This is a genomic window from Micromonospora eburnea (assembly GCF_900090225.1).
Classification (GTDB): Bacteria; Actinomycetota; Actinomycetes; order Mycobacteriales; family Micromonosporaceae; genus Micromonospora; species Micromonospora eburnea.
Genome location: NZ_FMHY01000002.1, coordinates 5,912,535 through 5,938,948 on the forward strand (window position 1 = coordinate 5,912,535; position 26,414 = coordinate 5,938,948).

General features: G+C 72.0%; 30 protein-coding genes and 1 pseudogene. 14 read left to right on the forward strand and 17 right to left on the reverse strand.

Annotated features, from left to right (window positions below):
• Positions 1–83: 83 nt before the first annotated feature.
• On the forward strand, positions 84–524 hold the full coding sequence (locus GA0070604_RS25600; protein ID WP_141721393.1) for a DUF6228 family protein: 441 nt from the start codon (positions 84–86) through the stop codon (positions 522–524).
• A 1,333-nt stretch (positions 525–1,857) separates the two neighbouring features.
• Here the strand turns inward: GA0070604_RS25600 and GA0070604_RS32150 are convergent.
• On the reverse strand, positions 1,858–2,154 hold the full coding sequence (locus GA0070604_RS32150; RefSeq protein ID WP_141721394.1) for a hypothetical protein: 297 nt from the start codon (positions 2,152–2,154) through the stop codon (positions 1,858–1,860).
• 328 nt (positions 2,155–2,482) lie between these two features.
• Here GA0070604_RS32150 and GA0070604_RS25610 point away from each other — a divergent pair, with 328 nt between their 5' ends.
• A complete protein-coding gene (locus GA0070604_RS25610) occupies positions 2,483–2,992 on the forward strand; it encodes a pyridoxamine 5'-phosphate oxidase family protein (RefSeq protein ID WP_091123859.1) in 510 nt (169 codons plus the stop codon).
• Between the two features lie 16 nt (positions 2,993–3,008).
• On the opposite strand, the pseudogene GA0070604_RS32155 reads toward GA0070604_RS25610, so the two are convergent.
• Positions 3,009–3,762 (reverse strand): annotated as a pseudogene (locus tag GA0070604_RS32155) (IS5 family transposase); the annotation flags it as partial.
• A 41-nt stretch (positions 3,763–3,803) separates the two neighbouring features.
• On the opposite strand from GA0070604_RS32155, the gene GA0070604_RS25630 reads away from it, so the two are divergent.
• Complete coding sequence (locus GA0070604_RS25630) at positions 3,804–4,172, forward strand: hypothetical protein (RefSeq protein ID WP_091123861.1); 369 nt, start codon at positions 3,804–3,806, stop codon at positions 4,170–4,172.
• Between the two features lie 102 nt (positions 4,173–4,274).
• A complete protein-coding gene (locus GA0070604_RS25635) occupies positions 4,275–5,204 on the forward strand; it encodes a phosphotransferase enzyme family protein (protein WP_141721395.1) in 930 nt (309 codons plus the stop codon).
• A gap of 213 nt (positions 5,205–5,417) precedes the next feature.
• On the opposite strand, the gene GA0070604_RS25640 is transcribed toward GA0070604_RS25635, so the two are convergent.
• Both GA0070604_RS25640 and GA0070604_RS25645 read right to left on the reverse strand, forming a co-directional pair.
• Positions 5,418–5,795, reverse strand: coding sequence for a nuclear transport factor 2 family protein (locus GA0070604_RS25640; RefSeq protein WP_091123866.1), 378 nt, complete (start codon positions 5,793–5,795; stop codon positions 5,418–5,420).
• A gap of 38 nt (positions 5,796–5,833) precedes the next feature.
• Positions 5,834–7,033 (reverse strand): FAD-dependent oxidoreductase, encoded by a 1,200-nt coding sequence (locus GA0070604_RS25645; protein ID WP_091123868.1) that lies wholly within the window; start codon positions 7,031–7,033, stop codon positions 5,834–5,836.
• 97 nt (positions 7,034–7,130) lie between these two features.
• On the opposite strand from GA0070604_RS25645, the gene GA0070604_RS25650 reads away from it, so the two are divergent.
• The gene (locus tag GA0070604_RS25650) at positions 7,131–7,745 is read left to right on the forward strand and encodes a TetR/AcrR family transcriptional regulator (RefSeq protein WP_091123870.1); all 615 of its coding nucleotides are present in this window, start codon (positions 7,131–7,133) and stop codon (positions 7,743–7,745) included.
• Between the two features lie 9 nt (positions 7,746–7,754).
• Here GA0070604_RS25650 and GA0070604_RS32765 read toward each other — a convergent pair whose 3' ends face one another.
• Both GA0070604_RS32765 and GA0070604_RS25655 read right to left on the reverse strand, forming a co-directional pair.
• The gene (locus GA0070604_RS32765; RefSeq protein WP_167363572.1) at positions 7,755–7,928 is read right to left on the reverse strand and encodes a hypothetical protein; all 174 of its coding nucleotides are present in this window, start codon (positions 7,926–7,928) and stop codon (positions 7,755–7,757) included.
• Between the two features lie 36 nt (positions 7,929–7,964).
• Entirely contained in the window at positions 7,965–8,408 is a 444-nt protein-coding gene (locus tag GA0070604_RS25655; RefSeq protein WP_091123872.1) for an Rv0361 family membrane protein, read from the reverse strand.
• Between the two features lie 252 nt (positions 8,409–8,660).
• Here GA0070604_RS25655 and GA0070604_RS25660 point away from each other — a divergent pair, with 252 nt between their 5' ends.
• The 4 genes from GA0070604_RS25660 (at position 8,661) to GA0070604_RS25675 (ending at position 12,538) form a co-directional block, all read left to right on the forward strand.
• A complete protein-coding gene (locus GA0070604_RS25660; protein WP_091123874.1) occupies positions 8,661–9,839 on the forward strand; it encodes an ATP-binding protein in 1,179 nt (392 codons plus the stop codon).
• Positions 9,829–11,058, forward strand: coding sequence for a hypothetical protein (locus GA0070604_RS25665; RefSeq protein ID WP_244162085.1), 1,230 nt, complete (start codon positions 9,829–9,831; stop codon positions 11,056–11,058). The genes GA0070604_RS25660 and GA0070604_RS25665 overlap by 11 nt, the downstream gene beginning before the upstream one ends.
• On the forward strand, positions 11,028–11,744 hold the full coding sequence (locus GA0070604_RS25670) for a response regulator transcription factor (protein WP_091123875.1): 717 nt from the start codon (positions 11,028–11,030) through the stop codon (positions 11,742–11,744). The genes GA0070604_RS25665 and GA0070604_RS25670 overlap by 31 nt, the downstream gene beginning before the upstream one ends.
• A gap of 74 nt (positions 11,745–11,818) precedes the next feature.
• Positions 11,819–12,538 carry a hypothetical protein gene (locus tag GA0070604_RS25675; RefSeq protein WP_091127411.1) on the forward strand — a complete coding sequence of 240 codons (720 nt, stop codon included), beginning with the start codon at positions 11,819–11,821 and terminating at the stop codon, positions 12,536–12,538.
• A 74-nt stretch (positions 12,539–12,612) separates the two neighbouring features.
• Here the strand turns inward: GA0070604_RS25675 and GA0070604_RS25680 are convergent, their stop codons facing one another.
• The 3 genes from GA0070604_RS25680 to GA0070604_RS25690 all read right to left on the reverse strand — a co-directional run bounded on the left by GA0070604_RS25680 (position 12,613) and on the right by GA0070604_RS25690 (position 14,992).
• Complete coding sequence (locus tag GA0070604_RS25680) at positions 12,613–13,554, reverse strand: GlxA family transcriptional regulator (protein ID WP_091123877.1); 942 nt, start codon at positions 13,552–13,554, stop codon at positions 12,613–12,615.
• A gap of 4 nt (positions 13,555–13,558) precedes the next feature.
• Positions 13,559–14,158, reverse strand: a complete 600-nt coding sequence (locus tag GA0070604_RS25685; protein ID WP_091123879.1) for an isochorismatase family protein — start codon at positions 14,156–14,158, stop codon at positions 13,559–13,561.
• A gap of 84 nt (positions 14,159–14,242) precedes the next feature.
• A complete protein-coding gene (locus GA0070604_RS25690; protein ID WP_091123880.1) occupies positions 14,243–14,992 on the reverse strand; it encodes a lysophospholipid acyltransferase family protein in 750 nt (249 codons plus the stop codon).
• A gap of 119 nt (positions 14,993–15,111) precedes the next feature.
• Between GA0070604_RS25690 and GA0070604_RS25695 the strand changes: the two genes are divergently transcribed.
• Together GA0070604_RS25695 and GA0070604_RS25700 are read left to right on the forward strand one after the other, a co-directional pair.
• Positions 15,112–15,759: an alpha/beta hydrolase gene (locus tag GA0070604_RS25695; protein ID WP_091123882.1), complete on the forward strand. Its 648-nt coding sequence runs from the start codon at positions 15,112–15,114 to the stop codon at positions 15,757–15,759.
• A gap of 19 nt (positions 15,760–15,778) precedes the next feature.
• Positions 15,779–16,171 carry a VOC family protein gene (locus GA0070604_RS25700; protein ID WP_091123884.1) on the forward strand — a complete coding sequence of 131 codons (393 nt, stop codon included), beginning with the start codon at positions 15,779–15,781 and terminating at the stop codon, positions 16,169–16,171.
• Between the two features lie 56 nt (positions 16,172–16,227).
• Here the strand turns inward: GA0070604_RS25700 and GA0070604_RS25705 are convergent, their stop codons facing one another.
• From GA0070604_RS25705 to GA0070604_RS25735, 7 genes are all read right to left on the reverse strand, one after another.
• On the reverse strand, positions 16,228–18,288 hold the full coding sequence (locus tag GA0070604_RS25705) for an amylo-alpha-1,6-glucosidase (protein WP_091123887.1): 2,061 nt from the start codon (positions 18,286–18,288) through the stop codon (positions 16,228–16,230).
• Positions 18,288–18,659: an SCP2 sterol-binding domain-containing protein gene (locus GA0070604_RS25710; protein WP_091127412.1), complete on the reverse strand. Its 372-nt coding sequence runs from the start codon at positions 18,657–18,659 to the stop codon at positions 18,288–18,290. Before GA0070604_RS25710 ends, GA0070604_RS25705 begins: the two co-directional genes overlap by 1 nt.
• A 180-nt stretch (positions 18,660–18,839) precedes the next feature.
• Entirely contained in the window at positions 18,840–19,256 is a 417-nt protein-coding gene (locus tag GA0070604_RS25715; protein ID WP_091123891.1) for a CBS domain-containing protein, read from the reverse strand.
• A 102-nt stretch (positions 19,257–19,358) separates the two neighbouring features.
• On the reverse strand, positions 19,359–19,799 hold the full coding sequence (locus GA0070604_RS25720) for a PPOX class F420-dependent oxidoreductase (protein WP_091127413.1): 441 nt from the start codon (positions 19,797–19,799) through the stop codon (positions 19,359–19,361).
• 92 nt (positions 19,800–19,891) lie between these two features.
• Positions 19,892–20,917: an aspartate-semialdehyde dehydrogenase gene (locus tag GA0070604_RS25725; RefSeq protein ID WP_091123893.1), complete on the reverse strand. Its 1,026-nt coding sequence runs from the start codon at positions 20,915–20,917 to the stop codon at positions 19,892–19,894.
• 136 nt (positions 20,918–21,053) lie between these two features.
• Positions 21,054–22,400 (reverse strand): M16 family metallopeptidase, encoded by a 1,347-nt coding sequence (locus tag GA0070604_RS25730; protein WP_091123897.1) that lies wholly within the window; start codon positions 22,398–22,400, stop codon positions 21,054–21,056.
• Entirely contained in the window at positions 22,397–23,689 is a 1,293-nt protein-coding gene (locus tag GA0070604_RS25735) for a M16 family metallopeptidase (protein WP_091123902.1), read from the reverse strand. Before GA0070604_RS25735 ends, GA0070604_RS25730 begins: the two co-directional genes overlap by 4 nt.
• An 80-nt stretch (positions 23,690–23,769) precedes the next feature.
• On the opposite strand from GA0070604_RS25735, the gene GA0070604_RS25740 reads away from it, so the two are divergent.
• Complete coding sequence (locus GA0070604_RS25740) at positions 23,770–24,492, forward strand: phosphodiesterase (RefSeq protein WP_091123905.1); 723 nt, start codon at positions 23,770–23,772, stop codon at positions 24,490–24,492.
• Here the strand turns inward: GA0070604_RS25740 and GA0070604_RS25745 are convergent.
• Entirely contained in the window at positions 24,459–24,671 is a 213-nt protein-coding gene (locus tag GA0070604_RS25745; protein WP_091123909.1) for a hypothetical protein, read from the reverse strand. The two genes, GA0070604_RS25740 and GA0070604_RS25745, sit on opposite strands and share 34 nt — an antisense overlap.
• A 261-nt stretch (positions 24,672–24,932) precedes the next feature.
• Here GA0070604_RS25745 and GA0070604_RS25750 point away from each other — a divergent pair, with 261 nt between their 5' ends.
• Together GA0070604_RS25750 and GA0070604_RS25755 are read left to right on the forward strand one after the other, a co-directional pair.
• A complete protein-coding gene (locus tag GA0070604_RS25750; RefSeq protein WP_091123912.1) occupies positions 24,933–26,018 on the forward strand; it encodes a 3-deoxy-7-phosphoheptulonate synthase in 1,086 nt (361 codons plus the stop codon).
• A 133-nt stretch (positions 26,019–26,151) separates the two neighbouring features.
• Positions 26,152–26,385, forward strand: coding sequence for a hypothetical protein (locus tag GA0070604_RS25755; RefSeq protein ID WP_377593537.1), 234 nt, complete (start codon positions 26,152–26,154; stop codon positions 26,383–26,385).
• The last annotated feature ends 29 nt before the right edge of the window (positions 26,386–26,414 follow it).

Below are 26,414 nucleotides of genomic sequence, written 5' to 3' on the forward strand. Positions count from 1 at the left end.
GGGGAGGACACGATCAGAAGACCTCGGGGCTCCGCCCCGAACCCCGGCCCTCCTCGGAGATCCGCCAGCCATAATGCGGCATCATGAACACCCCGCTGATCATCGGCTATCCACCCGCAGGAAGCACGTGGGTGCTTCATCCACCGGAAGATCCGCGGGGTGACGGCTACGTCGCCGTGATGCAGGTGGAACTGTATGACCAAGGGCTCACCGCCGGGCGCGGAATAGAGCTTGCATGGCTTACGCATGCCCAAGAGCCGGACCTCGTGGACTTCTTCCAGCAGCTAGCCGACGACTGGCGCGGATGGGACGGCGAACGAAGTTGGCGATCATTGGACGCCACCATGCGGATCACGGCCCAGCACGACGGCAAGGGGCACGTCACACTAGGCGGCACCCTCCACCAGGACTCCTACTCACCTGACGGATGGCTCGCCCGAGTCTTCATCACCGTCGAGGCGGGAGAACAAATGACGTCGCTGGTTGCCGATCTTCGTGCCCACTTCGGGCGACTGGCGAGGTGACCCGTACAGCCTCCGTACAGCCATTCGTACAGCCAGGTCATCCGAAGAGGCTTCGCGGCCTCGTCCACGGCGGCCCGCTCGATCTCCGGCAGAACGTGGGCGTAGGTGTTCATCGTCAACCCGATCTGGCTGTGACCGAGCACCTTCATCACCGTCCGAGGCGAGGCACCGGAGACGAGCAGAACGCCGCACAGGTGTGCCACAAATCGTGCAGCCGCAGCCAGTACAGGCCGGCAGCCGCCGAATTTTGGGCGCCACGTCCGATCAATGCGGTCCGGTCTGGGTCCATTGCGTACCGACCTTGGACGGGACCAAGCACTTGCTACGTCTCGTGAGGATCTTCGAGGTGCGACCTGTCATCGAGGTCGACCACCATGTCCCCAAGGAAGCGGGCCCCGCAGCTATCGCAGAAGGCTCGCTCCGCTGCGCCGTCAACTACCAGCTGGCCGTCGGTACCTGGGTAGCCGAGGTACCACTGGCCATGCAGCTTGACCATCAGCTTCGGCCACCGCGGCTCGCAGGAGCACACGGTGTTGTCAGGCTCTCGCGCCCATTCGAACGGAGGCGGCGTGCCTGGTTCGATGATGAAGTTGCCCGGGTAGGTCGCGGAGCACTCGGCACACCTGGCTGACAGCTCCAAGAGCCTGGTCATTGGGCTGCCGTGCTCGGATGGTTGGCACGGCATGACATGACCGTTCATCTCCGTAACGAGAGCCGGCCACTGAGGCCGACAGCGGCACGCGGACTTCTTGGTCCTGAACAGCTTGATCACGCACGCTCCCGCACTCTGACGCTGAGGCGAGGAGCCTAGCGGGCGGTTAGACCTTGGGGGCTCCGCCCCGAACCCCCCCGGCCGCGCCAAGGCCAAGCCGATTCGCGGTCGCCTACAGCGAGCCTTGACACGACCGACGCCGCCCGACAACGCCAGACGGGCCGACCAGGGCCGCAGGCACCTGACCAGCCATCCACGATCTTCTTCTAATCCCAAGGCCGCAGATTCGAATCCTGCCGGGCGCACCACCACGCAGCGGGGTTGGCCTGCCGTTTTCTACTCTTCTTGCGATCCTTCTTAGCGCCCACCTTCGATGGCTTGGCCCCGGGTGAGCCCGCGGGTGCGCTTGGCGCCCGGACGAGACACCAGACGTGCGGTAGCCTCGGCCGCCTCCAACGCCAGCTCAGGCAGAACAGCCTGTACGTGTCCACCGTGAGCACGTACGACGAGTGCCCGAGCACGGCCTGTACGACCGTCGGCTTGGCTCCGGCCTTGAGAGCTGTCGCGGTGAAGTCGGCATCCCTAGGAACCTCAGCCCAGGCCCCCACGCGCGACGCCTAGCTACATCAGACGCGCTATCAAACCCACAAGCACCAGCACGACAAGACCCGCCCCGATCGTCGCCACCAGATATCCGGCCACGCCGAGCAGTTTTGGATGCTCAAGCCAAAAGTTGACCGAAAGCCAACCAGGCTGCAACCGGAGCTCTTCCGATGGAAGCGAACTGGTGAACCTGGCGAATCGGATCATAAGGATTCCGGCGACAATCCATATGAGGCCAAATACAAGTCCCGCAATCGTGGAACCCGGCTCGCTGCGTTGCACCGCCAGACTGGCTTGTACCGTCAGAACAGGCAATGCGGCATCCTCTCCCCCTCGGTCGACAGCCGGTCAACAGACGACGTATCAGGTCCTCGTCGGCCACCAACCATGATCCCGAGCCGGCCGACGTTCCGAAGATGGCTGCGATCGAAGTCGAAGAGCCATTGAAGTACCACCGACGCCCATGGCTCTCCCGGCCGTCAGCCGCTGCCGCCGCGAGCCTACGATGCCCGCACAACCTGGCCCGCCCCCGTCACGGCCTTTGGCCCGTGACCGGCGTTGCACCTAGTGCGCGTCCTGCCGATCTTGGTAGCCGCTGGGCAGGCCATATGGGTAGGGTGCTCGCCATGATCGAGGACGCTGCATGCCGTTGACGAATCCGTGGCTGTCCGGGCCCACGCCAGCGAAGCGGCTCGATCGTGAACGGCTTGAAGAGCGCATTCTCAACCTGCTGTCGTCGCAGAACATGTGCGTGCTCGCGACCACGGGTCCGGACGGGCCGCTGGCCACCCCCGTGCGGTACTACTCGCTCGGCTTCGCCGTGCTATTCACGGCCGCGCCGCGTTCGCCGAAGATGCGCAACATCGCTGCCGATCCGCGGGTCTCCGTCGGGATCTTCACGCCGCTGGTCGGGCTGGCCAGCAGCCGCGGGGGCCAGCTGTTCGGAACTGCCAGGGTGCTTGACCCCGGGCATCCGGACCGTGGGCGCTATTGGGAAGCGTTCCGATGGGAGAACGAGCACGCCGAGCGAGGTCGACCTCTGTCCGAGCCGCCCCAGGACACCCTGGTGGTCATCGAGGCGGAGCGGATTGTCTATACGGAGCACTGGCTGCGACGTGAAGGTTTCGCACCCCGCCAGTTCTGGCGTCGGTGAAGACGCGTCCTGTCGGTCATGGAAGCCAGATGATGGCGGCGGTGAGGATGAGGCTGGCACGGTAGCGGGATACGCGTTTCGCGTATCGGTGGCCAGGTCACGCCACTGCTTGAGCCGGTTGAAGCAGCGCTCCACAACGTTGCGCTTGCGGTAGACCTCCTTGTCGAAGGCCGGTGGACGCCCGCCGTTGCTGCCCTTGGCGGCCCGGCGGTCGATCTGGTCGGAGCGTTCCGGTATGACATACCGGATTTGCCGTCGGCGCAAGGCGCGGCGGGTGGAGTCGTGGGCGTAGGCCTTATCCGCGATCAGCACGTCGGGACACTTGCGGGGCCGGCCGGGCCCGGGTTCGTTGACCCGGATCGCGTCCAGCAGCGCCCGGAGTTGAGGTTTGTCGCCGGCCTGACCTGGAGTGAGCAGGATCGACAGCGGCCGGCCGCGTCCGTCGATGGCGAGGTGGATCTTCGTGCTCAGTCCGCCGCGGAACCGTCCGATGGCCTCGCCATCTTGCGCACCAGGCGTCGCCGGACTTGTCGGGGAGCCCCCCTCTTACGGGCGCCAGCGGCATGCTGGTACGCCCGCACGATCGACGAGTCGATGCTGATCGTCCACTACACCGGTGTGCCGTCGTCATGCACCTGCGCCGCCGCGAGGATCCGATCCCACGTCCCATCAGCGGTCCATCGGCGCAGCCGTTCGTGGCATGTCTTTCACGGCCCGAAGCGTTCCGGCAAGTCACGCCAAGGCGCACCCGTACGCAGCTTCCACAAGATCGGCAGGACACGCACCTAGAACCTGTGTCAGGCTCTTGCCCATGCCGCACGCCCGGTTCTTTTTCGACACGGGGTCTGGGGGTGTCCTGTGGCCGACCGACTCCCAGGACTGGGAAGCCTGGGGGAATCCGGTACGCCTGGCGGCGCTGCGGATCAGCGCGGCCCTTCGGGATGAGCTGACCCAGTTGGTTGAGTGGTACGACGCATCACTGAACTGGGACTATCCACCCGACCCAGGGCCGTGGCGCGAGCCGGAATGCCGGGCCTTCAATGCGGCCGCTCGGCGGGCCCTCGACCGGCTGCGCGCCGAACTCGGCGACCGGTGGGTGATCGCGGACGAGTTCGACGAGGTGCACGAAGATCCGGACCTCGACCGGTACCTCGCCGACCCGATCACCTTCCGGCGATGATCTGCGCCGGCCCCCAGCGGACCACGATGGTGTACGAGTAGCCGGGCATACGCATGGAGAAGTCGGTCGCCAGTCGCGCCCACCACTGCTTGACTTCGCCGGGTGATTGCCGAGAGGAAGCTGCGATCGTGTCTGGCCGACGTGTGGGGCGTCACTGACGCGACGGTGGAGCCGCACCACGGCGGCATGAACTCGGCGACCTGGTTCGTAACCGCCGGGGAGGAGCGTTGGGTCGTCAAGGCGGTCGTGCCGGCGTCACGCCGGTCCTTCCTGGGCGGACTCACCGTCGCCGGCCACGTCGAGGCGGCGGGAATCCCAGCGGGCGCCCCGGCGGCGACCAGGCAGGGGAAGACCTTCACAGACGTCGGGGGGATCCCGCTCGCCCTGCTGCGTCGGGTCGACGGGGACGAAATGTCCGGCGGCACCTCTGATGAGCAGCGTTTGGTCGGACGGACTCTCGGCCGGGTGCACGAGGCGTTGCGGGAGGTGTCGGTCGAGGACGCCGATCGGTTTCACTGGGTGGATGTCCAGGCCGCGCATCTGGCGGTCCGGCCCTGGGTCCGGCCGGCGGTCGCCGCCGCTGTGGCGGCGTACGAGGCTCTTGATCCGTCGACGCTCTCCTGGGGCCTGTTGCACACCGATCCAGCCCCGGAGGCCTTCCTGCTGGATCGTCGTACCGGGGTCTGCGGCCTGATCGACTGGAGCGTGGCGATCAGAGGTCCGCTGCTCTACGACCTCGCCTCGGCGGTGATGTACGTCGGCGGCCCGCAGCGGGCGGGCTGCCTGATCGAGGCGTATCTGACGAGCGGAACCCTCACCCGCGCCGAGGTGGAGTACGGGCTGCTGACCATGTTGCGGTTCCGCTGGGCGGTGCAGGCGGACTACTTCGGCCGTCGCCTGACGACCGGTGACCTGACCGGGCTCGCCGGCGACGAGGGAAACGAGAAGGGCCTGGAGGACGCACGCCAACAGCTCAGCCCGGCTCGGTCGGGGCGGGCGTCGGGCCTGCCACCTCGCCCGGAACTCGGGTGACCCACTCCATATCGCGCACACGGTGGCATCCCCTGCCGCTGAGACCACCACATGCCGCACACGGAGTCGATCAAGACTGGGGGCGGCGCGGAACTTGGGTGATCCAATCCTTGTCCCGCAGGCGGTGACATCCGCTGCCGCCCGCCAGCCGCCCGGCGATCCGGATCGGGCCGACTGCCGGTGGCGAAGGTGAGCGGCGGGGAGGCCTCCTGGTCAGATCCGCTGCACGTAGGCGGCCCGCCACTCCGGCGAGGGGTCCGCACCCAGGCACGTCCAGTACTCCCGGCCGTCAATGATCTTTCCGTCCCGTACCGTCCAGAACGACGCCACCCGGTGGACCCCCATCGTCTCGTGCGGGACCTCCACCTCGGACACCACCACCTCGCCGTCGGCCACGATCCGGAGCACCTTGATCGCCCACCCCTCCGGATACTCCGCGTTGATCCGCACGTAGTGCTCGCGGCCCACGATCCGCTCGGCGCTGACCGGCCACTCCACCACCAGGTCGTCGGCCAGCAACTCACCGAGCCCCGCCCAGTCACGGGCCTGCATGCGATCCCACAGCTCCTGAACGATCTTCGTCGGTTCCATGCGCGGCATCCTGGCAGAGCCCCCTGACAGGATGCGCCTCACCGCACGTGCTCGGGGCGTACGCCGATGCCGGCCAGCCGGGCGGGGAGGGCCTGCAACGCCGGGAACCGCCGCAGCAGGCGGATCGGCGCCGGAGCCTCGATCCGGCCGGTGGCGTGCAGCAGCGGGTCGACGATGCGCCGCTGCGCGGCGCGCTGGATGTTCTGGGTCACCACGGTCGGGAGCCACCGGCGCCGCTGCACCGCGGCGAGGTCCGTCTCCGTCACCGGCTGCCCGGCGGCGAGCTTCGGGCCCAGCATCCGGGCGGTGGCCGCGGCGTCCTGCACGGCCAGGTTGATGCCGACACCGCCGATCGGGGACATGGCGTGCGCGGCGTCGCCGATGAGCAGCGCGCCGGGTACGTGCCACCGCTCCAGCCGGTCGAGCTTCACCGTCAGCAGTTTGACGTCGTCCCAGGTGGCAAGCTCACCGACCCGGTCGGCGAGGATCGGCTGCCGCCGCGCCACCTGCTCCCGCAACGCGTCCAGCCCGGCCGCGCGGATCTCGTCGTAGCCGCCCTTGGCGATGAGGTACGCGCACTGGTAGTAGTCGCCGCGGTCGATGGCGAGCATCAGCCCTCCGGAGCCGATCCGCATTGCCAGGCCGTCGCCGTCGGAGGGCCCGCGCGAGATCCGGAACCAGAGCACGTCCATGGGCGTGGCGTAGTCGACCGGCCGCAGGCCGAGTTCCTGGCGTACCAGGGAGTCGCGGCCGTCGCAGGCGACGGTGAGCGAGGATTCGATCTCCATTTCGCCCTCCGGACCGGCGGCCCGCACGCCGGCCACGGCGCCGGACGCGTCGCGGAGCAGGCCCGTCACGGTGGTGGCGCGCAGCAGGGTGAAGGTCGGCAGCTTCGCCGCCTCGGCCGCGAGCATCTCCAGGAAATCCCACTGGGGTACGAAGTACACGTAGTTGTGCGGCGCCGGCAGACGGGTGAAGTCCGCGACCTGATAGGTGCCGTCGTCGAAGGTGGCATGCAACCCGCCGACCCTGCGGCCGGGCAGGGCCGCCATCCGGTCACCGAGCCCGACCTCGTCGAGCATGTCCAGGGTGGAGGGGTGAACCGTGTCGCCACGGAAGTCTCGGAGGAAGTCCGGGTGCTTCTCCAGCACGGTGACCGTCACTCCCTGACGGGCGAGCAGCAGCCCGAGGACGAGACCCGCGGGCCCGCCGCCGACGACACAGACGCTGGTCTTCATGAGAGCCCTCCCTCAATCGCAACTAGTGTTGCTTTTTGCAGTCTGGCATGATGGCGACGCGTAACGCAACAGCCGGTGCGATTGGTGGAGGTGTCCGATGGCTGTCAGCCAGCGACCGGGCGGGCGCAGCGCCCGCGTCCGGGCCGCCGTCCTCACGGCCGCCCGCGGCCTCCTCGTCGACGGGTACGCCGAGCTGACCGTCGAGCGGATCGCCCAGGCAGCCGGCGTCAACAAGACGTCGATCTACCGCCGGTGGACCGACCTGGAAGGCGTCCTCGGCGATCTGCTCAGCGAGTACGCCAGTGAGGTTGTCCCGATCCCGGACACCGGCAAACTCGACACCGACCTCGAAGAACTGGCGTCGCTGATCCGGCGTGGCATGACCGGCGAACCCGGCGAGCTGATCACGGCGCTGGCGGCGGCCGCGCCCCGCAACCCGCGCGCCGCGCAGATCGTCCGCGGCTTCTTCGCCGAACGGTTCGGACTGGCCGAGGCCGTCGTCGACCACGCGGTCGCCCGCGGCGAACTACCCGACGACACCGACGCCCAGGCCGCGATCGAGGTCCTGGGCGCGCCCTTCTTCCTGCGACTGCTCGTCGTCGACAAGCCCATCGACGAGGACTTCGCCCGACGTACGGCAGCCGCCGCCGTCACAGCTCTCCGCGCCGGCGTCTTCAGCCGTACGCGGAGGCCGCTGCACTCCGGCGGGTGACCGGCGTCATCACATGACGGCGCCGAACGTGGGCGCGCCGGCGCTGTCGTAGGTCAGCATCGTCACCCCGCTGGCCGAGGTGCGGGTGTCGGTCAGCCGCAGGCCGGCCGCCGGCACCCCCGTCGGCGAAGATTCACCGACTGCGGCGCGAAGGCGTACGAAGACGCTGCTCCTGCGCCGCACCCTGGACTTCCGCGACCGGGTCGGCTGATCCGCCGGTCACTGGCAGATCCGCCAGGCCCCGTTCTCCTTGGTCAACGTGTACGTCTGCGTGGTGGGCATCCCCTGGCGCAGGGTGTACCGCACGCTCGCCGACCCGGACACCCGGCCGTTGTTGTTGTGCACGTTCAGGCCGACAATCTCGTACCCGTCCGGCAGCGACCCGTTGGACTGCTGCCGGGCGAAGTCGTCCTGGCTGAACCGGTCGCGCAACTTGCCGCAGAGCTGCCCGTACGCGGTCGGGTAATCCTGGCTGACCAGCGCGCCGGCGAAGGTGTCCACGGTGGACTTGGCCGGGCCGGTGGCGTCCTCCACCACGCGATAGAGGAAGAAGCCGCCGATGGCGCCGCCCGCGCAGCAGATCGCGAGCACGATACCGACGACGATGAGGACCGTCCGGGTCGTGTTCTTCTTCGGTGGCACCATGGCCGGCTGGTACGACATGCCCGGCAGGGTAGGAGCAGCGCGCAACCGGAAACGGGCGAGCGATGCCGCGTGATCCGCTCCAGTTCCCGCAAACGGTGGCCTCCGCCGCCGCCGAGACCACCACATGCCGCACACGGAGTCGATCAGGTCGCTCCGCCGCGCACCCGCCATTCACCGAGGGTGACCGGTTACGGTCTGCCATGTTATTCTCCGGCGTCGATCTAGGCCGCCCGGAACCGACCGGGTCGCTGCCGGAAGGACCCTCCCCCGATGCCCGTCGTTGGCGTCACGATCTCACCCCCAGCCCCGCTGGACCGGCCGGCCGGCAGCGCGTTCACGCTGGTGTTCACCACCCTGCCGGCGCTGCTCCGGCTGACCTGTGGCCTGGCCGGCGCGGTGGTGGCCCTGGCGGTCCGCACCCCGCCGGTCCGGGTCGCGCTGCTGGTGCCGGTGGTCGCCGCGCTGACCGCCTGGTCCGTCTGGTACGCGGTCCGCGCGCTGCGGCACGGGGCCACCGGCGCGCTGGTGGCCGGTGACGTCGCGCTCACCACCGCGGCCGGGCTGGCGATGCCCTGGCTGGTCGCGCCGGAGGTGCTGCCCGGTGAGGTGAGCTGGATCGCGGTGCTCGCCAGCACCACCGTGATCAACGCACAGGCCATCGCCCCGGCCCGCTGGTCGATCCCGGCGGGACTGCTGGTCACCGCCGGCTACGCGACCGGCGCGACCGCCGCCGGCAACCCGGTCGAGGCGCGCACGCACGCGATGACGCTGCTGGTGCAGACCGGCATCACGGCGGCGATATCCGCGCTGATGCGGCGCCGGATCGGGCATGCCGACACCGTCTTCGCCGACTACCAACGGACGGCCCGCGAGGCGGTGGTGGCACGTGCCGCCCGGGAGGCCGAGCGGCGGCAGAACCGCGACCTGCACGACACCGTGCTCGGCACGCTGACCATGGTCGGGCTCGGCGCGGTGCCCGGGCCGTCGGCCACGCTGCGCGACCGGTGCGCGGCGGACCTGCGTACCCTCGCCGCCCTGGCCGACGCCCGGTCGGCGCCGGCGACCGGGCCGGTGGCGCTGGACGACCGGCTGCGGGCGGTCCTGGCCCGGCTGCCGGAACTACCGGTGACCGCGGCGCTCGCGCCGTGCGCGCTGCCGGCGGAGGTCGCCGGTGCGCTGACGGACAGCGCCGCCGCCGCGCTGGCCAACGCGGCCCGACACGCGCCCGATGCCACCACCACCCTGCGACTGACCCGGGAGACGGGCACCGTCGTGGTCGAGGTGGCCGACGACGGCCCCGGCTTCGACCCGGCCACCGTCCCCGCCCACCGGTACGGGCTACGCGAGTCGATCATCGGGCGGATGGCGTCGGTGGGCGGCCGGGCAGAGGTGGTCTCCGCCCCCGGTCACGGCACCCGGATCCGGCTGGAGTGGACCGGTGTCGACTGACCTGGGCGCGGCCCTCGACGGCGTCGGCCCCCGGCCCGGCCCGGCCACTCCGGCACTCGAACGGGTCGGAACGGCCGGCGGGGCGCGAGGGAGCGAACCGGCCGACGGGGCGGCGGGCGCGGTGGCGAGCGCCTCCGACCGGGCCGCCCGGATCGGGGCGGTCACCATCGCGCTGGCCTGGCACCTGGCGATCGACCTGCCGGCGGTGGCCGGCGCCGGGTCCTCGGCCACCGCCTCGGCCGTGCTCGCCGCGGGCTGGCTGGTCACCGCAGCGGTCGGCGTGGCGGCCGGCGTACGGCTGCTGCGCGGTGGCCTGCCGCCCGCCCGGCGGCTGGCGGCGGTGCTGCTGGTGGTCGACGTGGCGGTCTTCGCGGCGGTCGGCGGCGAGCAGCTGTTCGCCGCCGCGAACTGGGCCTGGGGCGGGCTGGTCTGGTTCTTCCCGCTGGTGCTCTGGCGACGGCCGGTCCGGTGGCTGCTGGCGCTGCTCGGCGCGCACGGGGCGATCGCCCTCGCCGTGGTGGTCGCCGACGGCGTGACGGCCCCGGCCGACCTCGCCCGCTACGCGATGTACGTCTACGGCGTATCCTCGCTGCCCATCGCGGTCTTCGTCGGTGGCACCGGGCTCTCCACCCTGGCCCGGAACCGGGCCGCGACGGCCGCGGCGACCCTGGCGGTCGAGGCGGAGCGGGTGGCGGCGGAGCGGGCCCGGGAGGAGCGGCGCGCACGGCTGGCCCTGGTCAGCGGCACCGCCGAGGAGATGCTGGCGGCGCTGGCCGCCGGGGACGCCGACCCGGCCGATCCGGAGGTACGCCGCCGCTGCGTGCTGGCCGCGGCGCGGCTACGCCGCCTGATCGCGGAGTCGGACGACGTGCCCGATCCGCTGCTGCACGAGCTGCGGGCCGCCGCGGATCTGGCGGAACGCGACGGGCTGCCGATCGAGCTGGTCGCCGTCGGGATCCCACCGGAACTTCCGGTCGAGGTGCGCCGGCGGCTGACGGATCCGCTCACCGCGGCGCTCGCCGACGCCCGGGGGTGGGCCCGGGTGACCGTGGTCGCCGGCCCGGACGAGGTGGTGGTCAGCCTGGTCACCCCCGACCACGACGGGCCCGACACGAGCGGGCCGCCGGGTACGGACGGAAACGGGAGCGGGCCGGTGGAAGTCGGGCACGAGCGGGACGGGGAGATCAGATGGACGCAGACCCGGTGGCACCGGACGTGACGGGCGGACCGCCGATCGGCGTGGCGATCGTGGACGACCACCCGGTCGTGATCGACGGGGTACGCGCCTGGCTGGCCAGCGAGCGGCGGCTACGCGTACTGGCCACCGGGGACGATCCGGACGCGGTGCTGCGAGCCGCCCCGGAGGCCGAGGTGATCCTGCTCGACCTGCGGCTGCACGGGCGGATGGCGCTCGACAAGCTGGCCGAGCTGAGCGCCGCCGGGCGCCGGGTGGTGGTCTACTCCGAGCACAACGACCCGGCCACAATGCTCGCCGCGCTGGACGCGGGGGCGGTCGCGTTCCTCGCCAAGCACGAGGGGCGCGAGCACTGCGTGGCGACCGTGCTCGCGGCGGCGAGCGACCGGCCGTACGTGCCGCCGGCGCTGGCCGGGGCGATGGTCGGCGATCCCCGGCCGGATCGGCCCACGCTGTCGGACAAGGAGCGCGAGGCCCTGCTGCTCTGGTTCCAGTCGATGTCGAAGGCTTCGGTGGCCCGCCGGATGCGGATCAGCGAACACACGGTCAAGCAGTACGTGGACCGGGCGCGGATCAAGTACACCCGGGCGGGCCGACCGGCGGCCACCAAGGCGGCGCTGCTCGCCCGGGCGATCGAGGACGGGCTCGTCCGGCCGGAGGAGATCGGCATCTACCGGTCACAGGCGGCCACCGACCGGCCGACCCCCTAACGGGTGTCATGACAGCCGGTGACGGGTGGGCCAGGCTCGGCATACCGCCAACCGTCTCCCGGGAGGTCGTGACCGTGCAGGAGGACGCCAGCCCCTTCTTCATCGGGCCCCACCGCTTCGACGCGGACGATCCCGCCCGCCCCCTGCTCGACCGGCGGTACGCGCTGGTCCCCGAACCGGGCGAGCAGGTGCTCGGTCAGCACCGGCTCGGAGTGGCCGGTCAGCTGCTCGGCCCCTCGGAGAGCGTCCGCGCCTGGCGGCTCTCCGCCCCGGCGGCGGTCACCGTGACCGACCGGCGGCTCGCCTACGTCTGTCCCGACGCCGAGCTGTCCCTGGTCTCCGGTCGGGACGGCCGGACGTACGCCCGGCACCGGCGTACGGTCCGGCTGTCCCGACTGGTGAGCGGCCAGATCCGCTGGCAGTGGCCGTCCCGGCTGGAGCTGGCCGACGACCCGGACGGCGGCGAGCTGCGCGTGGTCTGCGACGCCCTGCGGACCATCCGGCAGCCGGCCCTCGCCCTCACCGGCCCGGACCCGGTGATCGTCGCGCTGGCCCGGCAGGTACGCCGCGCGGTGGCCACGTTCCGGCTGGTCCACCCCGAGCTGGTGGAACTCTCCCCGCCGGAGCGGGACACGCTGCTGTGCCGGGTCCGCGGGGCGCCCGGCCCGACCCGGGGTGGGGTGACCCTGCCGGGGTCGCTGCCGGTGGAGTTCCTCTCCCGGGACGACTACTACCGCCCGGCGCGGGACGCGGTCACGGCGTTTCCGCGCGGCCGTCCCGACTCCGCCTGCTGACCTCGGCGAGCCGGCCGGGTCGACGGGCGGCGGTCGGGCTGGTGTCCGCCTCGGCGGTGACGCGGCCCGCCGGCTCAGCCGGCCAGGGTCGGCGCCGCGCGGTCCACGCGGACCCGGGCGCGCAGCCGGCGGAGCATCCGGGCGTCGGCGAAGCCGACCGTACGGGCGGCGGCCTCCACGGTGCTGCCGTGGCCGATCAGATGCTCGGCCCGTTCCACCCGCAGCAACTGCTGGTAGCCGAGCGGGGTCAGCCCGGTGGTCCGCCGGAACAGCCGGCTCATGGTGCGTTCGGCGACCCCGCAGGCGGCGGCCAGCTCGGCCAGCGGCAGCGGTTGGGTGTAGTGCGCGTCGATCAGGTCCTGCGCCCGGTGCACCGCCTCCGAGAGGTGCGAGCGGTGCCGCATCATCGCGCTGGTCTGGTTTTCGTGACCGTTGCGCCGGGCGTACACCACGAGCGCGCGGGCGATCCGGGCGGCGACGGCCGGGCCGTGCCGGGCGGCCATCAGGTGCAGCGCCACGTCGATGCCGCTGGCGATGCCGGCCGAGGTGACCACCCGGTCGTCGACCACGTAGAGCACGTCGGGGACCACCCGGGCGGCCCGGTGCCGCCGGGCCAGCTCGTCCTGCACGTCGTGGTGGGTGGTGCACCGCCGCCCGTCGAGCAGCCCGGCCTGGCCGAGCGCGAAGGCCCCCGCGCACACGCTCGCCACGGTGCCGCCGGCGGCGTGGTGGTCGGCCAGCCGCCGCAGGTCGTCCGGCTCGACCGGGCCCGCCGGGCCGTGCGCCGAGGGCCGCCATCCGGGTACGACCACCAGGTCGTCGCTCCCCAGCTCGGGCCACTCGGTGTCGGCCCGCAGGGTCACCCCCTGCACGGTGGGCACCTCGGGCGTGGCGGCGACGTAGTGCAGCCGGTAGTCGTACCCGATGTCGGCGGCGGTGGAGAAGACCTGGGCCGGGCCGGCGAGGTCCAGCAGATGCAACTGCGGCACCAGCAGGAAGACGACGGCCCGGGCCACGGTTTCAGGCTCCGGCCGGGGCGGCGGTCAGCTCGGCGACGGTACGCACGGTGGCGAACCGGCCGGCCAGGGCGTACTCGGTGCGGGTGACGATCTGCTCGGTGGACAGGGTGCGCGGGTCGGCGAGGATCTGCTCCGGTGTGGCGTCCGCCGGCAGGTCGCGGTGCGGGATGGGGAAGGTGACCGTCGCGTCGGTCACGAAGGTCATCTCGTACCCGAGGTCGCAGCCGACCCGGGCGGTGGTCTCCACGCACTGCTCGGTGCGGATGCCGCAGACGGTGAGGTCCCGGATGCCGGCCTGGGTGAGGAGCTGCTGAAGGTTGGTGCTGGTGAAGGCGTTGTGTGATGTCTTCACCAGGGTCGGCTCCCCGGCGGCGGGCGCCAGTCCGTCGATCAGCCGGACGTGGCCGGCGGCCGGGTCGAAGACGCCTGCGCTGCCCGGCTCGGCGTGCAGGACCCAGACCACCAGGTCGCCCCGGCGGCGGGCCGCGTCGACCAGCCGGTTCACCTGCGCGACGATGTCCGGCTGCGAGGCGTACGCCCAGATCGGGCGCTGCCGGAAGGACTCCTGGACGTCGATGACGACGAGTGCTGCTCTGCTCATGGATCCGATCCTGGCCGGGCGGGCACCCGGGCGGCAGACACCATCACGCCCGGATGCGGAACGATCCGGCCAACCGCGCGGCGGTCAGGCGGTACGGGCGCGGCGGCCCGCCCGGTCCAGCTCGGCGGCCTCCTCGGGGGTGGGGGCGGTGCCGCCGAGGCGGGCCGGCTGCCACCAGCTGTCGTCGGCGCCGGCCGGCTGCTCCGGGTACTCCCGCTGGGCCCGGTCGACCAGCGAGTCCAGCCGGCTCCGCAGTTCGGCCGTCATCGTGCTGGCGTCCGGGTACCCGGCCGGGTCCATCGGCTCCCCCACCAGGATGGTGATCGGGGTGTGCCGCCGGGTCAGGGTGCGCGGCCGGCCCTTGGTCCAGAGCCGCTGGGTGCCCCAGACCGCGACCGGCAGCAGCGGCACGGCGGCCTGCTGGGCCATCCGGGCGGCCCCGCTCTTGAGATCCTTGACGGTGAAGGAACGACTGATGGTCGCCTCCGGGAAGACGCCGACCACCTCGCCGCGGCGCAGCGCGGCCACCGCGGTCTGGTACGAGCCGGCGCCGGCCGACCGGTTCACCGGGATGTGCTTCATGCCCCGCATCAGCGGTCCGGAGACCTTGTGCCTGAAGACGGAGTCCTTGGCCATGAACCGAACCAGGCGGCCGGACTCCTGTGCGCCGTAGCCGCAGAAGATGAAGTCCAGGTAGCTGACGTGGTTGCTGGCCAGCACCGCGCCCCCGGTGGCCGGCACGTGGTGGCCGCCCTCGACGGTCAGGCGCAGATCGAGGATCCGGAACATCGTCTTGGCTGCGGCGATCACGGGCGGGTACACGAGTTCCGGCATCCGCCAACTTTACCGCGAGTAGGTTACGCGACCGTAGGGACGAAAGACCCGCCGACGGCGGCTCTGCCCTGCGCAGAACAGGCTCGCCGGGCGGCCCGCGGGTCAGGGAGCATGCGCGGATGAGTGAACGTGCTGTCCTGCTCTGGATCCACGGCGGCGGCTGGCGGGCCCGGTACCACGAGGACGGCACCGCGCTGGCGTCGCTCGGGCTGCGGGTGGTCGCGGCGACGTACCGGTTCGTGGACGAGGCCCGCTGGCCGGCCCAGCTCGACGACGTACGGGCGGCGGCCCGCGCGGCCCGGTCCGCGGCCGGCGGGCTGCCGCTGCTGGTCGGAGGCGACTCGGCCGGCGGCATGCTGGCCCTGCACCTGGCCCTGCGCGGGGTGGACCGGCCGGGCGACGTGACGGCGGCGCTGGCGTACTGGGCGCCGGTCGACCCGCTGGATCCGGAGTTCCGGCGGTTGCGCGCCCACGACGACCCGTGGACCGACCTGCTCGGCCACCCGCCCGCCGCGGACGACCCGGCCACCGTTGACGCCACGGTCGCCACCCACCTCGGGTCCGAGGTACCGGTGCTGCTGGTACACGGGCGGGCGGACGCGGCGGTGCCGGCCGGGCAGTCGGTGACGTTGAGCGGACGGTTGCTCGCCGGCGGCCACCCGGTGCACTGCTGGATCACCCACGGTGGGCACGCCCTCGACCTGGCCCGCCCGGACATCCGGGCGGCCACCGCCGCGTTCCTGGACACCGTCCTGCCGGCAGACTGACCCGACTACCGTCAGGACCATGCCGGACCTCGCCGCGATCGTCATCCACTGCCGTGACCCGTACCTGCTCGCCCCCTTCTGGAGCATGGTGGCCGGGCTGCCCGTGGTGGAGGAGGACCGGGTGAAGCTGGCCGACCGGTCGCTCGGGCCGACCGAGGCGGTGCTGCTGCGCGACCCGTCCGGGCACCGGCCGGACGTGTGGATCAGTCCCGCCGACGACCTGCCCTCCTCCGGCCGGATCCACCTCGACCTGGTGGGTGACGCGGAGGAGCGGGCCGCGGTGCTGGCGGCGGGCGCGACCGTGGTCCGCGAACTGCCCCGATGGACCGTGCTGGCCGACCCGGAGGGGAACGAGTTCTGCCTGCTCCCCCGCGCTGAGGCGCACGCCGACGCGCTGCTGCCTGGGCACTGACCACACGCCGACGCCGCCGGTGAGCCACCGGCGGCGTCGGACGTCGGGCGGGCCGGTCAGGCGGCGAGTTTGTCCAGGTCCACCCGCCCCCGGGCGAAGGCGTCCACCTTGCCCCACCGACCCGGAATGTCCAGCACCTCGATCCGGCCCATCCCGACCGGCAGCCGCGGGTCGACGGAGAGGTGACCCTCGTGCGGCTCCAGCCCCAGCATGGTCCGGATCAGCAGCAGCGGAGTCCCCGTCGACCAGGCCTGCGGGCTACACGCCGTCGGATACTCCACCGGGAACTTGGTCAGCTCCCGGTGGTAGCCGCCGAACGCCTCCGGCAGCCGGCCGTCGAAATAGCGCGCCGCGTCCAGGATGCCGTTGGCGATGCAGGCGGCCTCCTCGGCGAATCCGTACCGGCGCAGGCCCCAGGCGATGAAGGAGTTGTCGAACGGCCAGATGGTGCCGTTGTGGTAGCCGATCGGGTTGTAGCGGACCTCGCCCTCGGCCAGCGTGCGTACCCCCCAGCCGGAGAAGAGCCGCGGCCCGATCAGGTGCTCGGCGATCTTCGCCGCCCGGTCCTCGTTGACGATGCCGCTCCACAGCAGGTGGCCGATGTTGGAGCTGAGCACGTCGCACTGCCGGCCGTCCGGGTCCAGCCCGAGGGCGTAGAACTCGCCGTCCGCCACCCACCAGTCGCGGTTGAACTGCTCCTTGAGCGCGGCCGCCTGGCATTCCAGCCGGTCGGCGTACGCCGGGTCGTCCCAGAACTCGCGGGCCAGCCGGGCCGCCCGCATCTTCGCGTCGTACGCGTACCCCTGCACCTCGCAGGTGGCGCGCGGAAACGGCGGCAGCTTGCCGTCGGCGTACGAGATGGAGTCCCAGGAGTCCTTCCAGCACTGGTTCTCCAGGCCGGTGTCGGTGTTTCGCCGCTCGTACCAGATGTAGCCGTTGCCGACCAGGTCGGCGTAGTCGTCGATCCACTTCAGCGCCGCCCGGCACTCCCGTTCCAACTCCTTGACCAGCGCGACGTCCCCGGTCCACTTCTCGTACTCGTCGAGGAGCACCACGAACAGCGGCGTCGCGTCCACCGAGCCGTAGTACGGCGAGTGCGGCTGCTCCTCGAAGGCGGCCGTCTCGCCGTACCGCATCTCGTGCAGGATCCGGCCCGGGTCCTCGTCCCGGAAGTCGTCGAACCGGGTGCCCTGCAACGCGCCGAGGATCCGCAGCGTGGTCTTGGACAGCGCCGGCGCGAACGGCAACACCTGGAGGCAGGTGAGGATGCTGTCCCGGCCGAACATGGTCATGAACCAGGGCAGTCCGGCGGCCGGAAGCGTCTGCCCACCGAGGGAGAGCGGCGAGAACCGCAGCGCCGCCAGGTCGATCAGGCTGCGCCGGTACGTCGAGGCCAGCTCGGGGTGCTCCGTGTTGACCTTCGGCGCATTGGCCAGCCACTGCTCCAGGTCACGTTGGAGGGCCTGCCGCTCGGTCTCGCGCACCTGGAGCCCCATGCGCAGGTCCCGGCCACTCGGGCCGATCGCGAAGGTCTGCACCTCGATGGCGGTGTCCCACTGCTCGTTGGGTTCCAGGTGGATGGTCCAGGCGAGCCCTTGGTGGTCGTACCGCGCGGGGACGGAGGCGGAGATGACCGTCTCCCGCTTGAAGTTGCCCCGCCGGTAGCCCAGCCGGAGCCGGTCCTGCTCGGGCTCGGAGTAGATCTCGCCCTTCTTGTTCAGGATCTCGTCCTTCACCTGGAACAGATCGGCGAAGTCGGAGCCGGCCGCTATCCGGATCTCCAGGTCGACCGCCTTCTCGTCGTGGTTGAGGATGGTCACCGTCTCCCGGAAGCTGCCGCCCACCGTCCGCTCCCGGATCACCGACAGCTTCGCGTCGATGTAGTGCGTGGCCAACCCGGGCACCAGGAAGAACCGGGCCTCGAAGTACTGGAGGTCGTCGTACGACAACGCGTTGAGCCGTTCCCCGTTGACAGTCATCACCCATTTCGACAGGAACCGGGTGTCGATGGAGAAGAGACCGGTCGGCTCGCTCGGCGTCGCCTCGATGTCGCCGGTGTCCTCGGAGACCACGAACGTGTTTCCGTCGAGGATCCGGACCGTGTTGCCGCCTGCCATCACCGCACCTCCTGCCGGAACACGTGCCGCGGCCCCTCGGAGCTGGGCGGACCGGGCAGCAGCCGTTCGACCTGGAGCAGCAGCCGCAGGTCACCCACCACGGTCATGTCGCCGCGGAGCAGGGCCGCGATGGCGTTCTCCTCGCCCGTGACCAACTCGCCGAAGAGCCGAGGCGCGCTACCCACGACCGTGTCGGCTTCCCGGTCCTCCTGCCGGACCTGGAGGTTGCCCCGGTCGATCTCCAACAGCCAGTGTGTCGTGTGCGCCCCCTCGTGCAGGTCGAAGCGCAGGGTCCCGGAGGTCTTCACCAACAGGGGTTCGAACCTCCGCCGGTCCAGCTCCTGGAAAAACCTCGTGGTCGCGTCCACCATCCGCTCCACTCCTCCCGCTATCCGCGGCGTCGGCGTCCGAGCACGGGTCCCCACCGGGCATGGCGTCAACCTCGCCCGGATCGGGTGATCGCGGCCGGGTGCCCCGGAGCGGGGAACGCCGCCCGGAACGCGCGAACGCCGGCCCCCGGGCGGGGAGCCGGCGTCACCGCGGCGGACGGGTCAGTTGTTGGGATCGTCGGCGCTGATGTCGGCGAGCACCGACTGGGGTTCCCGCTCGACCGCGAGGTCACCCATCGAGATCAGCCCGACCAGGCGGCCGTCGTCGATCACCGGTAGCCGGCGTACCGCGTACGTCCGCATCAGGTCGGCGGCGGCCACCGCGTCGTCGTACTGGCTCACCGTCACCACGTCCTTGCTGGTGATCTGGTTGAGCCGGGTCGTGTTCGGGTCCAGGTTCTCGGCCACGCCGCGGACCGTGATGTCCCGGTCCGTGACGATGCCGACCACGTTGTCACCGTCGGTCACCACCACGTCGCCGATGGCGCTATCCCGCATCTCCTGCGCCGCGTCGGTGAGGGTGTCGCTGCCGGCCATCGTCACCAACCGGGTCGTCATGAACTCTCCGACCGTTGTCATGGTGCTCCCCTCTCGGTGTCGGCACCGCGGTTTACCCGCCGGTCCCGGCCCGGTAACCCGGCCGAGCTCGGCGGTGGCGGCATGCTGGCCCGTGGCGCTCGGTCAGGCTCGCGGCGGCATCCCGTAGACGCGTTCGACGTGCAGCCGCAGCACGAGCCGGCGCTCGGCGACCATGGCCCGCCGGAAGTCGTCCCAGTCCGGGTGCTCGCCCTGCACCGCCCGGTAGATCCCGACCAGTTCCTCGACGGTCGGGTCGTCCGGCCGTTCGGCCACCGGGGTCAGCTCGGCCCGCGCCTCCGCCACCGCGTACGCCCAGCCGTCCTGGCTGCTGACCTGGAAGCTGGCCCGGGGGTCGCGACGCAGGTTGGCGGTCTTGGCCCGGCCGTCGGTGACCGAGACCCGGATCACGCCCTGGCCGCGGTCGAAGGAGTAGACCACGTTGGACATCTGGGGCCGGCCGTCGCGTTTGATGGTGGCGAGCGTGCCGAGCCAGCGGCTCGCAATCAGGTCGGTCAGGGCCTGCCGGGTCTGCTCGTCCGTCATTCGGACCTCCCGCGTCGACTGGTCGTGGTCGCCTCCCATCTCACCGCATTTCCGGTCCGGGTGCCCGACCACCGGCCGGGCACCCGGGCGGTTCAGCGACGCTCGGCGGCAACCAGCTCGGCGAGCTGCACCGCGTTGAGCGCGGCGCCCTTGCGGAGGTTGTCGTTCGAGCAGAAGAGGGCCAGCCCGTGCTCGACGGTCTCGTCGGCCCGGATCCGCCCGACGTACGTCGGGTCCTGGCCGGCCGCATCGAGCGGGGTCGGCACGTCGGCCAGCGCCACGCCCGGCGCGCCGTCGAGCAGCTCGCGGGCGCGGGCCGGGGTGATCGGGCGGGCGAACCGGGCGTTGATCTGGAGCGAGTGGCCGGTGAAGACCGGCACCCGGACACAGGTGCCGGAGACCTTCAGTCCGGGGATCTCCAGGATCTTCCGGCTCTCGTTACGCAGCTTCTGCTCCTCGTCGGTCTCGAAGGAACCGTCGTCGACGATCGAGCCGGCCAGCGGGAGCACGTTGAAGGCGATCGGGCGGGCGAACGAGCGCGGCGCGGGGAACTCGACGGCCGCGCCGTCGAAGGCGAGCTCGGTGGCGTGCTCGGCGACCTTGCGGACCTGCTCGTCCAGCTCGGCCACCCCGGCCAGGCCGGCGCCGGACACCGCCTGGTAGGTGGCGACGACCAGGCTGACCAGTCCGGCCTCCCGGTGCAGCGGACGCAGCACCGGCATCGCGGCCATGGTGGTGCAGTTCGGGTTGGCCACGATGCCCTTCGGCCGGTCGGCGACGGCGTGGGGGTTGACCTCGGCGACCACCAGCGGCACCTCGGGATCCATCCGGAACGCCGACGAGTTGTCGATGACCACCGCGCCGGCCTCGGCGACCCGGGCAGCCAACGCCAGGGCGGTGCCCTTGCCCGCCGAGAAGAGCACGATGTCCAGCCCGCGGTAGTCCGCGGTGGCCGCGTCCTCGACGGTGACCTCGCCGTCCCGCCAGGGCAGGGTGCGCCCGGCCGACCGCGCCGAGGCGAACAACCGCACCTGCTCCGCCGGGAAGTCCCGCTCCGCCAGCACCTGCCGCATCACGCCACCGACCTGGCCGGTGGCCCCCACAATGCCGATCCTCATGCCCGCGAGGCTACCCACCCGGCCGCCTGAACTGGGAAGCCTTTCCCACCGCGCGGGCCAGCACACACCGCGACCCGGCAGATCTTGGTACGAAAGGGCCCTCGGCGGGGCCGTTCCGCACCAAGATCCGGGGGGGTCAGGGGGTGTGGTCGAGGACGTCACCCAGGCCGGCGGCGACCAGCTCGTCGCGGATGAGCGCCGAGTCGCCCTCGACGACCACGGTGAGCGACTCCGGGTGCAGGTGCGCCGCGGCCGCCGCGGAGACCTGGTCCACGTCGGCGGCGAGCAGCGCCTCGCGCAGCCGGGCGTGGTAGTCGTCGGGCAGGTCGTGCACCACCAGCGTGGTCAGCGCCGACACGATCGCCCGCGGCGTCTGCAACTCGACCGAGAGCTGGCCGGCCCGCCACGAGCGGGCCACCGCCAGCTCGTCCTCGGTCACCCCGGTCAACTGGGTACGCGACACCTCGCCGACCGCCTCCACCAGGGCCGGCGCGGTCACCGCGGTCTGCACCCCCGAGCTGATCGCGAACCGGCCGAACCGGCGGGACGAGGCGAAGTCGCCACGGATGCCGTACGTGTAGCCGTGCACCTCGCGGATCAGGTGGTTGAGCCGGGAGGTGAACGCCCCGCCGAGCACCGTGCCGGCGAGCGTCATCGGCACGTGGTCCGGATGGGCGCGGTGCGGGGACGGATGCCCGATGCGGAGTGTCGACTGCACCGAGCCGGGCCGGTCGACCAGGATGACCCGCCGCCGGTCGGGCAGCGCCACCTCGATCGGGCCGCCCTTCTCCACCGGCCCGCCCGCCGTGCCGGCGAACGCCGCGGCGCCCAGCGCGTCGAGGTCGATCCGGTCCAGGTCACCGGCGACGACCAGCGTCCCCGGACGGATGAACCACTCCGAGTGGAAGACGGTCACGTCGTCCACCTCGATCGCGGCCACGCTCTCCGGGTCGCCGTACATCGGGCGGCCCCAGCGGTTCTCCGCGCCGAACAGCTCGGCCCGCAGCACAGCATCCGCCCGGGGGCCGGGGTTGGCCCAGTCCATCCGCAGCGCGGTCGCCTCGTCGTCACGGACCCGCCGCACGTCGGCCGGGTCGAGCTTCGGGGTCCGGACGGCCTCGGCGAGCAGCTCGACGGCCGCGCTCAGCCGGTCCACCGGCACCTGCACGCTGACCTGGAACGAGTCCCAGTCCAGCCCGGTGACCAGTTCGGTGCCGAGCGCCTCGATCGCCAGGGCGTACGCCGTGGCGTCGCGCTGCGCGGTGCCCTCCTCCAGGGCCTTGGCGAGCACCGCGCCCAGCCCCTCCTTGCCGACCGGCTCCCGGCCGGCGCCCCCGTCGAGGAGCAGCAGCGCGACCGCGAGGTTCTGCCCCGGCAGGTGCGCGGCGACGACCTGCCCGCCGGCGACGGCCCGGCGGACCACCTGCGGGAACCGGTACGGGCGGGCGGCGCCCGGCCCGGGACGGGTGGTGATCAGCGTCATGCCTTCTCCTCGGGCTGGTAGATCAGGGTCACCCGGTCGGCGGCGCCCAGCAGCTCGGTGGCCTGCTCGGCGATCTGCTCGGCGGTGACGGCGAGCCAGGCGGGCAGCCGCTCGCCGGCCTTCGCCGGGTCGCCGAACTGGGTGGCGTACCGGCCCAGCGTGTCGGCGCGGCCATCCACCGTGGACATCTGTCGCCACCACAGGGTGCTCAGCAGTGCCTTGGCACGGTCCAGCTCGGCGGCGGTCACCGGCACGGTGGCCAGCTCGTCGATCACCTCGGCCAGCCCGTCGCGCAGTCGCTCGGCGGTCACCCCGGGACGGGCCGTGACGGTGGCGATCAGCGGGGCCGGGCCGTGCGCCAGGTCCACCCCGTACGCCCCGACCAGGTCCGGCTGGGCGAGCCGCTCCCCGTCGGCGAGGCGCTGGTAGAGCCGGCTGCCCCGGCCGCTGCCCAGGACGGTGGCGAGCACGGTGGTCACGTCGTATCCGGGAGCGCCGAACGGGTGGGTGCGGTGCGCGACGTACACCCGGGGGGCGGGCACGTCGGCGGTGACGATCTCCACCGCCGGCCGCCCGGTCGCCGGCACCGTGCGCCCGTCGGGGGCGGCCGGGATGTCGGCGCGCGGCGGGATGCCGCCGAAGTACTTGTCGGCCAGCGCGAACACCTCGCCGGCGGTGGTGTCGCCGACCACGGTGAGCACCGCGTTGTTCGGTGCGTAGTACGTCTCGTGGAACGCCTGGAAGACGGGCAGGTCGGCGGCGTTCAGGTCGGCCATCGACCCGATCGTCGCGTGGTGGTACGGGTGACCGGGCGGATAGAGCAGCGGCAGCAGCCGCAGCCAGGCGTCGCCGTACGGGACGTTCTCGTACCGCTGGCGGCGCTCGTTCTTGACCACGTCCCGCTGGTTGTCCAGCGTCTCCCGGGTCAGCGCCGGCACCAGGCCGCCCATCCGGTCGGCCTCCAGCCAGAGCGCCAGCTCCAGGTGTTCGGCCGGGACGGTCTCGAAGTAGTTGGTCCGGTCCGGGTTGGTGGTGGCGTTCAGCGATCCGCCGGATCCCTGGATGAACCGCATGTGCTCGGTCTTCGCCACGTTCGCCGAGCCCTCGAACATGAGGTGCTCGAAGAGGTGGGCGAAGCCGGTCTGTCCCTCCGGCTCGTGCCGGGAGCCCACGTCGTACCAGAGGTTGACGGCGACGGCGGGGGCGGTGCGGTCCTCGCTCACCACCACGCGTAGGCCGTTGTCCAGTCGGGTCGTCTCGATGGGCCAGGGGTAACCGCTGTCGGGCATGGCCCGACGCTATCCGATCTCGGGGGCGGAAAGGGGACGGGCGTGAGCATCGTCTGGCCGCGCCGGGGTACTCGCCCGGTATGCCCACCGCCGCGTTCTCCGCCGTCGAACGCGCCGCCGCCGCGCTGGCCCGCCGGCGTCGCGCCCGGCTGCTGCACCCGGCCGGCCGCACCTTCACCGCCGAGGTGACGTTCTGGGGTACGCCGGGGCCGCCGACCGGGGTCCCGCTGCTCGACCAGCCCGGGCGCTGGCCGGCCACCGTCCGGCTGTCCAAGGGGGTGCCCACCCCGGGCAGCTGGCCCGACGTGCTGGGCCTGGCCGTCCGGTTGCACCGGGACCCGGAACCGCCGGTGGACCTGCTGGCGAGTTCCAGTGCCGCCGCGCCGGTACTGCGGAACCTACCGGTGCCCCGGCGGCGCTTCACCGGGACGTACAGCTCGATCATGTCCTTCCGCGCCGGCCGGCGGCGGCTCTTCCTGGCCGCGCTGGCCGACCCGGACTCCGCCGAGTTGGGCCGCAGCCTCGCCGAGGTCTCCGCGGCGGTCGAGGCGGACGCGCCGCGGCTGGTGCTCGCGGTGGCGTCGGCGGTCGGCCCGTGGCGACCGGTCGGGCAGGTCCGCCTGGATGCGCAGCGCGGCGCCCGGGAGGACGCCGCGCTGGCCTTCGATCCGATCGGCAACGCGCCGCCGGGGCTGCGGGTACAGGGCCCGCTCGCCTGGCTGCGGGATGCCACCTACCGCGGGTCCCGCCGGGCCCGGGGCGCCTCGGCTCAGTCCGGCGGCTCGCTCGGGGTCACGGTCTGATCCGACGTACGGTGCTCAAGCGTGGTGTCTTCGGCGAGGTCGGTGTCCTCCCGGAGATCCGATTCGGCGAGGATCGCGTCGGCCTGGGCCGCCGGGTCCTGGCTGCCCGCCGTGGCCTCCTCGGGCAGCAGGTGGGCTCGGGACTCGATCCGCTCCTGGTCGCTCTGCTCCTGGCTCATGCCATCCTCATTACCCCGCGTACCGCTCTGCGGAACGGAGCGGGACTTCCCCGTCGCGTCGGGGTACGCTGGGTGGCGTGACGCGGTCGTATCGATGGTTTAGGCAGCCGGCTGGAAGAGCCGGTGACTCGACCATGAGCTGACGTCACCTCTCTTCGAGCCGGCCGGGCAGGGATCATTCCCTGCCCTTTCGCGTACGAGCAGCCGGCTCGACCTCGGGCGCCGGCCCCGAGGGTACGGTCGGCGGAAGGAACCCCCACCGTGACTGCCCCGGACGCCCATCGGGTCATCGACCAGCGGATCGACCGTGTCGTGCCGCTGACCACCCCAGCCCTGCTGCACCATCACCTGCCGCTGGACGCGGCGCTCGCCGAGGCCGTGGTGGCCGGCCGGCGTGCCGTCGCCCGGGTGCTGGACCGCGCCGACGACCGGCTGCTGGTCGTGGTCGGCCCGTGCTCGGTGCACGACCCCGTCGCCGCCCTCGAGTACGCGGGCCGGCTGCGCGAGGCGGCCGACCGGCTCGCCGACGACCTGCTGGTGGTGATGCGGGTCTACTTCGAGAAGCCGCGCTCGACGGTGGGCTGGAAGGGCCTGATCAACGACCCGGGGCTGGACGGCTCGGGCGACGTCAACACCGGCCTGCGGACCGCCCGCGCGCTCCTGCTCGACGTGCTGCGCCTCGGTCTGCCGGTGGGCTGCGAGTTCCTCGACCCGATCACCCCGCAGTACATCGCCGACACCGTGGCCTGGGGGGCGATCGGGGCCCGGACGGTGGAGAGCCAGGTGCACCGGCAGCTCGCCTCCGGACTGTCCATGCCGATCGGCATGAAGAACCGCCCCGACGGCAGCATCTCCACCGCGGTGGACGCGATCCGGGCGGCCGGCGTGCCCCACGTCTTCCCCGGCATCGACGTCTCCGGCACTCCGGCGATCATGCACACCCGGGGCAACGCCGACGGCCACCTCGTGCTGCGCGGCGGGGGCGGCCGGCCGAACTACGACGCGGAATCGGTGGCCGGAGCCCTCGACCTGCTGCGCGCCGCCGGCCTGCCCGAGCGCGTGGTCGTCGATGCCAGCCACGCCAACAGCGGCAAGGACCACCGCCGCCAGCCGCTCGTCGCCGCCGACGTGGCCGCCCAGTTGGCCGCCGGCCAGCGCGGCATCACCGGCATCATGCTGGAGAGCTTCCTCCAGCCCGGCCGTCAGGACCTGGACCCCACCCGCGAGCTGGCGTACGGCATGTCGGTCACCGATGCCTGCATCGGCTGGGACACGACCACCCAGGTCCTCACCGAGCTTGCCCAGTCGGTCCGTACCCGCCGCGCCACCCTTCCCACCTCCGCCTGACCCCACCCCGTCGGTCATGGAGTTGCGGCTCCCGAATGCCCCGAATTTTCGGTTTGGCCACTGCCCCAACTCCATGATCGCCGTGTGGGGCGTTGTGGGGGCGGCGACGTTTGACCGATTCGGGCCCGGGTAGCTGACCGGCGTGACCGACGACGCGCCCGTGACCGAGCAGCCAAACGTCCGGCTGCTCGACGAACTGCTCGACGACATCTACCACGGCCAGGAGCGGATCAGTCAGGCGGGCATCTACCGCCGGGCGGTCGCCGCCGAACTCCCCGCGGAGCTGCTCTCCAGGATCGCCGCGCTTCCCGAGGGCGAGTACGCCGTCGACGAGGTGGCCGAACTGCTGGGCGGAACCGTGGCGTGAGGACCGTGGCGTACGGCAGGACCGCGGAC